Source organism: Prevotella sp. P2-180 (genome assembly GCF_002251435.1).
Lineage (GTDB): Bacteria > Bacteroidota > Bacteroidia > Bacteroidales > Bacteroidaceae > Prevotella.
In genome coordinates this window covers 70362-79248 of record NZ_NPJI01000038.1, presented here as the reverse complement: position 1 = coordinate 79248, position 8887 = coordinate 70362, and the positions used below count along the sequence as shown (strand labels likewise).

The 8887-nt window shown below is 44.1% G+C and carries 9 protein-coding genes and 1 rRNA gene; 8 read left to right on the top strand and 2 right to left on the bottom strand.

The window, feature by feature from the left end:
* From rrf to CIK98_RS07195, 5 genes are all read left to right on the top strand, one after another.
* Positions 1–98 (top strand): 5S ribosomal RNA (gene rrf / locus CIK98_RS07215); the annotation flags it as partial.
* A 51-nt stretch (positions 99–149) separates the two neighbouring features.
* Positions 150–1316 carry a PAS domain-containing sensor histidine kinase gene (locus tag CIK98_RS07210; RefSeq protein ID WP_094383588.1) on the top strand — a complete coding sequence of 389 codons (1167 nt, stop codon included), beginning with the start codon at positions 150–152 and terminating at the stop codon, positions 1314–1316.
* A 151-nt stretch (positions 1317–1467) separates the two neighbouring features.
* Complete coding sequence (locus tag CIK98_RS07205) at positions 1468–1998, top strand: DUF177 domain-containing protein (RefSeq protein ID WP_094383587.1); 531 nt, start codon at positions 1468–1470, stop codon at positions 1996–1998.
* 14 nt (positions 1999–2012) lie between these two features.
* Positions 2013–2201 (top strand): 50S ribosomal protein L32, encoded by a 189-nt coding sequence (gene rpmF, locus CIK98_RS07200; RefSeq protein ID WP_094381446.1) that lies wholly within the window; start codon positions 2013–2015, stop codon positions 2199–2201.
* Entirely contained in the window at positions 2201–3208 is a 1008-nt protein-coding gene (locus CIK98_RS07195; RefSeq protein ID WP_094383586.1) for a beta-ketoacyl-ACP synthase III, read from the top strand. Before rpmF ends, CIK98_RS07195 begins: the two co-directional genes overlap by 1 nt.
* Before the next feature lie 81 nt (positions 3209–3289).
* Here the strand turns inward: CIK98_RS07195 and CIK98_RS07190 are convergent, their stop codons facing one another.
* Both CIK98_RS07190 and CIK98_RS07185 read right to left on the bottom strand, forming a co-directional pair.
* The gene (locus tag CIK98_RS07190; protein ID WP_094383585.1) at positions 3290–3889 is read right to left on the bottom strand and encodes a site-specific integrase; all 600 of its coding nucleotides are present in this window, start codon (positions 3887–3889) and stop codon (positions 3290–3292) included.
* A 161-nt stretch (positions 3890–4050) separates the two neighbouring features.
* On the bottom strand, positions 4051–5061 hold the full coding sequence (locus CIK98_RS07185) for an aspartate-semialdehyde dehydrogenase (RefSeq protein ID WP_094383584.1): 1011 nt from the start codon (positions 5059–5061) through the stop codon (positions 4051–4053).
* A 170-nt stretch (positions 5062–5231) separates the two neighbouring features.
* Here CIK98_RS07185 and CIK98_RS07180 point away from each other — a divergent pair, with 170 nt between their 5' ends.
* The 3 genes from CIK98_RS07180 to CIK98_RS07170 are packed head-to-tail and all read left to right on the top strand — an operon-like array spanning position 5232 to position 8871.
* Positions 5232–7361 carry a cation:proton antiporter gene (locus tag CIK98_RS07180; protein WP_094383583.1) on the top strand — a complete coding sequence of 710 codons (2130 nt, stop codon included), beginning with the start codon at positions 5232–5234 and terminating at the stop codon, positions 7359–7361.
* Positions 7358–8023: an ABC transporter ATP-binding protein gene (locus tag CIK98_RS07175; protein ID WP_094383582.1), complete on the top strand. Its 666-nt coding sequence runs from the start codon at positions 7358–7360 to the stop codon at positions 8021–8023. The genes CIK98_RS07180 and CIK98_RS07175 overlap by 4 nt, the downstream gene beginning before the upstream one ends.
* A gap of 11 nt (positions 8024–8034) precedes the next feature.
* Positions 8035–8871, top strand: a complete 837-nt coding sequence (locus tag CIK98_RS07170) for a S1 RNA-binding domain-containing protein (protein ID WP_094383581.1) — start codon at positions 8035–8037, stop codon at positions 8869–8871.
* Positions 8872–8887: the final 16 nt, after the last annotated feature.

Here is an 8887-nt window from a genome sequence, read left to right as displayed (position 1 = left end):
GGCGGGGTCCCACCTCTTCCCATTCCGAACAGAGAAGTTAAGCCCGCTTGCGCCGATGGTACTGCAATGCAATGTGGGAGAGTAGGAGGCCGCCTTCTTTTTAACAACAGTCCCGAGGATAGCAATATTCCCGGGACTTTTTATATTTTATGAATTGGACTGACAGAATTAGGCAGGTAAAGATTACGCTTGTAGTTGTGGCTATTATTATAGCCGTTGCTTCATTGGCGGTCTCGCATTTCCTTATTGCAGATCTTTCCAAAGAGGAAAGAAACAAAATGGAAGTGTGGGCTCAGGCTCTACATACCTTGAACAACGCCAATGAGAATACTGATGTTTCGCTTGTATTAAGTGTCATAAAGGCAAACAATTCAATACCTGTCATTGTAGTTGACTCGACTGGTAATGTTATGGACTATCGTAACGTTGAGATTGATGCAAATAATAATTCTGATTCTACTGCATTTCTGGCTCATGAGGCAAACCGTATGATAAGATCAGGAAGGGCGATAAAGATCCTGCTTCCCCCTTCTGGCAATGGAGGGGACTATCAAATGGTGTGTTATGATGAGTCGCTGATGTTACGACGTCTGGCTACTTATCCATACGTTCAGTTGGGAATTGTATTTATATTTGTTGTTGTTGCCATTATTGCTTTGCTTTCCTCCAAAAGAGCTGAACAAAATAAAGTATGGGTAGGACTGTCCAAAGAGACTGCGCATCAACTTGGTACTCCTATCTCAAGTCTTATGGGTTGGGTTGAAATACTGAAGGACAGCTATCCAGAGGATGACGTCATTGATGAGATGTCTAATGATGTGAAGCGTCTTGAAATGATTGCCGAACGCTTTTCAAAGATTGGTTCGAAGCCCGAAGCTAAGCCTTCTGACATCATTATGGTTGTCGACAGGGTGGTGGAGTATATTGACCATCGTACTTCTTCTGACGTTTCTTTATATTTTGACAAACCTATTCACCCTGTAGTTGTTTCCATAAATACCTCGTTGTTTGAATGGGTGATAGAAAACCTATGCAAGAATGCCGTTGACGCCATGGAAGGCAAAGGAAGTATCTTCTTGAATATTATTGAGGAAGAGACAATGGTAGCTGTGGAAGTCAAGGATACCGGTAAGGGTATAAGGCATAAGAATTTGAAGAATGTATTCAAACCTGGATTTACTACAAAGAAGCGAGGCTGGGGACTTGGTCTTTCCTTAGCTAAACGTATTGTGGAAGAGTACCATAAGGGTAGAATATACGTAAAAGAATCTACTTTAGGTAAGGGAACGACATTCAGAATAGAACTGAAAAGGTAACTGTACTTTAGTCGTTAGTGATGAAAAACAATGAAAAAGTAAGGCTTTTTGCATTGTTTTCATCAATATATCATTAAGAAAATAAAAAAAAAGGTGTATAAGTTTCACTATATCAGAAATTATTAGTAACTTTGCAGCCCAAAGTGAAATAATGTATAGCTTAGAGCCATTTAAGATAGACTTGAACAGCTTGAAAGAAGGTGAGACCGTCTTCAGGCTTGAACTCGACGACGAATACTTTGAGGCCATTGAAGCGCCTGAGGTTCGTTGCGGGAAATTGTCGGCAGAGGTAACTGTTATCCGTCGTGCCGCAATGTTTGAGTTACTGTTCAATATAGAAGGCTCTGTTGTTGTACAATGCGACCTTTGTCTTGATGACATGGACCAGCCAATAAATACCGAAGGCCGGCTTGTCGCGAAATTTGGAGAAGAATACTCAGAAGACGATGACCTTGTGACGGTAAGTCAGGATGAAGGCATCCTCGACGTCTCATGGTTCATATATGAATTTATAGCCTTGGACATACCAATCAAGCACGTTCATGCACCTGGTAAATGCAATCGTGACATGATGAAGGCTCTTGAGGAGCATTCCGCCAACCGAAGTGGCGCTGGAGAAAGTGAAGAGGCGATAGATCCGCGTTGGAGTGGTTTATTGAAATTAAAAGACATTAAAGATTAAACAATTTAAAAATTATGGCACATCCTAAAAGAAGACAGTCAAAGACTCGTACACTTAAAAGAAGAACTCATGACAAGGCTGTAGCACCTACATTGGCAGTATGTCCAAACTGCGGTGCTTACTACATCTACCACACTGTATGCCCAACTTGCGGTTATTACAGAGGCAAGGTGGCTATCGTTAAGGAAGAAACAGCTGAATAATGAATAAGATAAACGCGATAATCACTGGTATAGGAGGTTACGTGCCCGACTATGTCCTTAACAACGAGGAATTGTCGAGGATGGTAGACACCAACGACGAGTGGATTATGACGCGTGTAGGAATCAAAGAGCGCCGAATCCTGACTGAAGAAGGACTCGGCACTTCCTATATGGCGCGTAAGGCTGCAAAGCAGCTGCTCCAGAAGACTGGTGTCGATCCTGATACTATCGATGCGCTCATCGTTACCACGTCAACAGCCGACTACAAGTTCCCTTCGACAGCTTCTATTGTCCTTGGAAAGTTAGGGCTGAAGAATGCTTTCGCATTTGATATGTGGGCTGCTTGTTGCGGATTCCTGTACACTTTGGACGTGGCAGCATCGATGATTCAAAGTGGACGCTGTAAGAAGATCATCGTAATAGGTGCGGACAAGATGTCGTCGGTGGTGGACTATAAAGACCGTTCCACCTGTGCACTTTTTGGTGATGGCGCTGCAGCAGTTCTTGTGGAAGCCACTGAAGAGGAGAACATAGGAGTAATGGACTCTTATTTCCTTACTGACGGTAAGGGGCTTCCGTTCCTTCACTTGAAGGCTGGTGGCTCAGTATGTCCTCCTTCTCATTTTACGGTAGACCACCGTCTTCACTATCTCTATCAAGAGGGTCGCACGGTATTCCGTTATGCCGTTACAAGCATGAGCGACGACTGCGCAATAATTGCAGAGCGTAACAACTTGAACAAGGACAATATTGCATTCGTTGTTCCTCATCAGGCAAATATGCGCATTATAGAGGCTGTGGCAAAGCGTCTTGACTTGCCTATGGACAATGTGATGGTGAATATTGAGCACTTTGGAAACACAAGTGCGGCTACCATTCCATTGGCACTGTGGGAAAACGAGAGTAAGTTGAAGAAAGGCGACAATCTGATTTTCACTGCTTTTGGTGCAGGATTTGTTCATGGTGCCTCATATTATAAGTGGGCATACGATGGCAGTCAGGTATAGTGTGAACTGAAAAGAGTTTTATATCAACGTAATATTCGAAGGTGCATTGGCTGTTGTGCGGTCCTTGCACCTTCGTTTTTTTTATTCCTTACCAAGAAGGCTGATGACGGTCTTGTTGGCAATGTCTATTGCCGCCGAATCGAGTTCTTTCAAGTAGATGAGTGTTGTTTTCTCTGAGTCGTGGCCTAATGCATGGCTAATGGTGCTTAGCGACACGCCATTGGAGTATGCAAGGCTTGCCCATGAATGTCTTGCCACATACATGGTAAGTGGCTTTGACAAATGAAGCTCTTCTGATATTTTTTTCAGATTATTGTTCACTTCGTTCTGTCTGTATCTTTTCTGGTTTCTTTCTTTGCCGTTTTCTTTTCCTATTATGGGCAAGAGGTATTTCTGTGTATTCGACGGGTTGCGTCTGATGATCTCCTCTATCTCCTCCGTTAGTTTTATTATTATCTTCTGTCCTGTTTTCTTTCGTCGGTATATAATGTGACCATTTGCTACGTCTTTCTTTTCCAGGTAGCTCATGTCAACAAATGACATGCCTTGTGTAAAGAAGCTGAACAGGAACATGTCGCGTGCGAAAGCAAGGCGAAGATTATCTGTCTTATAGTGCCTTATGGCTTTTATGTCGTGTAGCTCTATCGACCTTTTGCGTGTTTTCGCTATGCCGGTATACACTCCTTTAGTCTGTCGTTGTCTTTTTCTATTCTCAACTCTTCAATAGATAACTGAATGTTAATTGTTTCCATAGTATATACGTTGAATAAAAAAACCGGATAATCGGAGAGAGCGTTTTTCGCTCTGTCTGATTATCCGGTTTTTGATTGTCTCAGATAAAGTTATTTCACGTTGCCGACTTTAATGAGGTATTCGGCTATTTGAACTGCATTAAGAGCAGCTCCCTTTCTTATCTGGTCGCTACTGAGCCAGAATGTGAGTCCGTTTTCGTCGGCGAGGTCCTTTCGAATGCGTCCTACGTAAACGTCGTCTTTTCCAGCAGTGTCGAGAGGCATAGGGTAAACGAGGTTGGCAGGGTCGTCCTTGAGTGTGCAGCCTGGTGCCTCGGCAATAGCTTTCTGTGCTTCTTCGACAGATATTGGACGCTCAGTCTCAATCCATACCGATTCGGAGTGAGAACGAAGTGACGAGACGCGAACGCACATGGCAGAGCACTTCACGTCGCTGTGCATGATTTTGCGGGTCTCGTTAAACATCTTCATCTCTTCTTTTGTATAACCGTTTGGCTGGAATACGTCAATCTGTGGTATTACGTTGTAAGCCAACTGGTAGGCGAATTTCTTCACTGTCACAGGTTCGTCGTTCATAATTTGTCGATACTGTTCCTGAAGTTCTTGCATGGCTGCTGCACCTGCACCGCTTGCGCTCTGGTAGCTTGCGATGTGAATACGCTTTATGTGGCTGATTTTTTCCAGTGGTTGCAGTGCCACAACCATCATGATGGTGGTGCAGTTTGGGTTCGCGATGATGCCTCGTGGTCGATTGAGTGCATCTTCAGCGTTACATTCAGGCACTACTAATGGCACGTCTTCGTCCATACGGAAAGCGCTTGAGTTGTCAATCATGACGGCACCGTACTTTGTAATGTCTTCTGCAAACTCCTTTGATGTGCCGGCACCTGCAGATGTGAATGCGATGTCCACATCTTTGAAGTCGTCGTTGTGTTGCAACAGTTTCACTTCATACTCTTTTCCTCGGAACGTGTATTTCGTTCCGGCACTTCTTTGTGAACCAAACAAGACGAGTTCGTCCATGGGGAAGTTTCTCTGGTCAAGCACGCGGAGGAATTCCTGTCCTACGGCACCGCTTGCTCCAACAATAGCTACTTTCATTTTGTCTAAATTTTATGTTGTTAATGTCTATTTCTTTGTCGTTTTTTTTCTTTTCGGGTGCAAATTTACAACATTTAATGCAATTATCCTTTAATTTTTAAGGAATTATGAATGAAATATGATATTTTTTTTGCACCTTTGCACCAAGATTTGAAAATCTAAAGAAAAAGATGCCCGATATTACTCGATATTTTCCGATTACTGACCCGACATTGATATTCTTTGTCGTGTTAAGTATTATTCTGTTTGCACCTATAGTGATGTCTCGTTTGCGTATTCCTCATATCATAGGAATGGTACTTGCGGGCATCGTTGTCGGTCGTTATGGCTTGAACATACTGGAACGCGACTCTTCGTTCGAACTCTTTGGAAAGGTGGGGCTTTTGTATATCATGTTCCTTGCGGGTTTGGAAATGAATCTTACCAACCTGCGGAAGAGGAAACGGCAGTTTTTGGTGTTCGGACTGCTGACGTTTGTCATCCCGTTTGTGTTATCCTATTTTGTCGGTTTGTCTCTTTTAGGCTATTCAGAGATAACATCGTTGCTTTTGGCCTGCATCTTATCTTCCAACACGCTGATAGCCTATCCTATAGTATGCAAGTTTGGTTTGCAACGTCATTCTAGCGTGACATTAAGTGTGGGTTCCTCTATGATTGCCCTTACTCTTTCCCTGCTTATACTTGCAGCCATCGTTGGTTCGGCAAGTGGCGAGGGTGGCATAACATTCTGGGTGGTGTTTATAGTAAAGGTGCTGGCTTTCTGTGCGGGCTCGTCATATGTCATACCTCGTCTGACACGTTGGTTTTTCAATCATTATTCCGACTCGGTCATGTTATATATATATATAATGTGTATACTTTTCTTAAGTGCCGCAGTGTCGGAGTTTTGTGGCCTGGAAGGAATATTTGGCGCGTTTATGGCTGGTCTTATTCTTAATCGTTACATACCGAGTGTATCTCCATTGATGAATCGTATAGAATTTATTGGAAATGCGCTCTTTATTCCATATTTCCTTATTGGTGTAGGAATGCTTATAGACATCAGCGTTCTCTTCCATGGCTATGATACACTTTGGGTAATTTTTTGTATTGTATTCTTTGCAACGGTAAGCAAGGCGCTTGCAGCATATATATCCTGTTTCGTGTTTAAGGCTCCATGGCTCTCTGGTCACATGATGTTTGGTCTCACAGAGGCTCATGCTGCGGGAGGCATTGCCATGACAATGGTGGGTATGAAGATGTTGCAACCCGACGGTACATACGTGTTTGATGCGAATGTGCTTAATGGTGTGGTGATGATGATACTCTTCACATGCATTATCAGTTCCATAGTGGTAGAGAACACCTGTCAAGCCATTCTGCTTAAGGAACGACTTTATTCTGCCGAACCAGAGCGTCAAGCAGACGACGAGAAAATATTGTTGCCCATTCAGCATGACGAAGATGCCGATACACTTGTCAACCTTGCCATTCTTATGCGCAGCAAACGTCTTAATCGTGGACTTATTGGTCTAAACGTAGTATATGATGATATAAACAGTAATCGTAACCGTAAGGAAGGCCGTAACATACTGGAAAGGGCTATGGCCACGGCAATATCCGCCGACGTGAGGATGCAGACCCAGAGTCGTCTGTCAACAAACATAGCTAACGGCATTAAGCATGCCTTTAAGGAGTTTGACGCTTCAGAGATAATTATGGGTCTTCATCATCGCACATCGCCCAACGACACTTTTTGGGGAGCATATACGCCGAGCCTTATCAGTGAGATTAATCGTCAGATAATGATTTGTCGTGTCAGGAAGCCGCTGAGCACGTTGCGTCGTATTCATGTGGCAGTACCTTCTCGTGTGGAGTTTGAACCCGGTTTCTACAGATGGGTCGAGCATTTAGCCCGTATCGCCGACAACCTTGGCTGTCGTATGGTGTTCCATGGAAGGATGAAAGCATGGGAGCTGATAGAGTGTTTCATCCATAATCGTCATCCAGAGGTAAGGGCTGAATTCAAGGAGATGGTCCATTGGAAAGAACTGCCGACTCTGGCTGCTGACATTCACGACGACCATCTGCTTGTAGTAATTACCGCCCGTAATGGCACAGTGAGCTATAAACCGGCTTTTGAACGTCTTCCATTGGAACTAACGGAATATTTTGCAGAATGTAATCTAATGATAGTCTATCCCGACCAGCATGGTCAGCCACAGGATGTGATGACCTTCACGGCTCCTCAGCGTCAGGATGGCGAGAGTGCATACACGGCAGTATTGAAATGGATAAATGGATTTAGAAACAAGATATGATACACTTAACGAATATTGAGAAGAGCTTTGGCTCTTTGGAGGTGCTGAAAGGCATCGACCTTGAAATAAACAAAGGTGAAGTGGTAAGCATTGTTGGACCAAGTGGTGCCGGAAAGACCACCTTGTTGCAGATTATGGGAACACTCGACAGGCCAGACTCTGGAAAGGTGATTGTAGATGGGGTTGATGTCAGTACTCTTAGCCAAAAGAAACTGTCAGACTTCCGTAATCAGCATGTAGGTTTCGTTTTCCAGTTTCACCAGCTTCTTCCTGAGTTTACGGCTCTTGAAAACATTATGATTCCGGCGTTCATTGCCGGCAAGTCGCAAAAGGAGGCAAAGAGAAGGGCATTGGAATTGCTCGACTTTATGGGTCTGACCGAACGTGCAGAGCATAAGCCCAACGAATTGTCTGGAGGTGAGAAACAGAGAGTGGCTGTGGCGAGGGCTTTGGTAAACAATCCCGCGGTTATTCTCGCCGACGAGCCGTCGGGTAGTCTTGATACGAAAAATAAAGGTGAACTGCACCAGCTTTTCTTTGACCTTCGCGACAAATTTGGCCAGACTTTTGTCATTGTAACACATGACGAACAACTTGCCTCTATCACCGACAGAACCATTCACATGAAAGACGGGAGGATATTGGAAGAGGGGGGAATATAATTAATATCATTATGGATAGAATAAAACTCGGTGACTACAACCGATTGAAAGTAGTGAAGAAAGTTGATTTCGGAATGTATCTCGACGGAGGCGTAGAAGGTGAGATATTGTTGCCTTCTCGATATGTGCCAGAAGGATGTAAGGTGGGTGACGAGCTCGATGTGTTTATTTATCTAGACCAGGACGAGCGACCTATTGCCACCACCTTGAAACCGCTTGCCAAGGTTGGCGATTTTGTGTGTCTTGAGGTGGCTTGGGTCAATGATTTCGGCGCTTTTCTTAATTGGGGACTTATGAAAGACCTTTTCTGCCCGTTCCGTGAGCAGAAGAAGAGGATGGAACGTGGACAGCGTTATATTGTGCATGTAGGTGTCGACGACGAAAGCTATCGTATGATGGCGTCTGCAAAGGTTGAGCATTACCTTTGTCGTGATATCCCGCCATATTCCCATGGTGACGAGGTCGACCTGCTTGTGTGGCAGAAGACTGATCTTGGCTTTAAGGTTATTGTAGACAATAAGTATGCCGGTCTTGTGTACGACAGCCAGGTGTTTCGGCCTATTACCACGGGTGACCGTATGAAGGGATATATAGACAAGGTGCGTCCCGACGGTAAACTCGACGTCACTATTCAGCGTACAGGCCGTCAGGCCACGGAAGACTTCTCGGAAGTGCTTCTTCAGTATCTGAAAGACAATAATGGTCATTGTGATCTTGGCGACAAGAGTCCGTCTGAACTCATTGCTGATCGCTTTAAGGTGAGCAAGAAAACTTTTAAAAAAGCTGTTGGCGATCTTTACAAGCGTCGTGTCATCACGATTGGCGATGACGGAATCACGTTGACTTAAGGAGTATAAATGCAAG

What these genes read in the sequence shown, in the direction of transcription:
- CIK98_RS07210 (WP_094383588.1), top strand. Translation starts at nt 150, where the DNA reads ATGAATTGGACTGACAGAATTAGGCAGGTAAAGATTACGCTTGTAGTT.
- CIK98_RS07205 (WP_094383587.1), top strand. Translation starts at nt 1,468, where the DNA reads ATGTATAGCTTAGAGCCATTTAAGATAGACTTGAACAGCTTGAAAGAA.
- rpmF (WP_094381446.1), top strand. Translation starts at nt 2,013, where the DNA reads ATGGCACATCCTAAAAGAAGACAGTCAAAGACTCGTACACTTAAAAGA.
- CIK98_RS07195 (WP_094383586.1), top strand. Translation starts at nt 2,201, where the DNA reads ATGAATAAGATAAACGCGATAATCACTGGTATAGGAGGTTACGTGCCC.
- CIK98_RS07185 (WP_094383584.1), bottom strand. Translation starts at nt 5,061, where the DNA reads ATGAAAGTAGCTATTGTTGGAGCAAGCGGTGCCGTAGGACAGGAATTC.
- CIK98_RS07180 (WP_094383583.1), top strand. Translation starts at nt 5,232, where the DNA reads ATGCCCGATATTACTCGATATTTTCCGATTACTGACCCGACATTGATA.
- CIK98_RS07175 (WP_094383582.1), top strand. Translation starts at nt 7,358, where the DNA reads ATGATACACTTAACGAATATTGAGAAGAGCTTTGGCTCTTTGGAGGTG.
- CIK98_RS07170 (WP_094383581.1), top strand. Translation starts at nt 8,035, where the DNA reads ATGGATAGAATAAAACTCGGTGACTACAACCGATTGAAAGTAGTGAAG.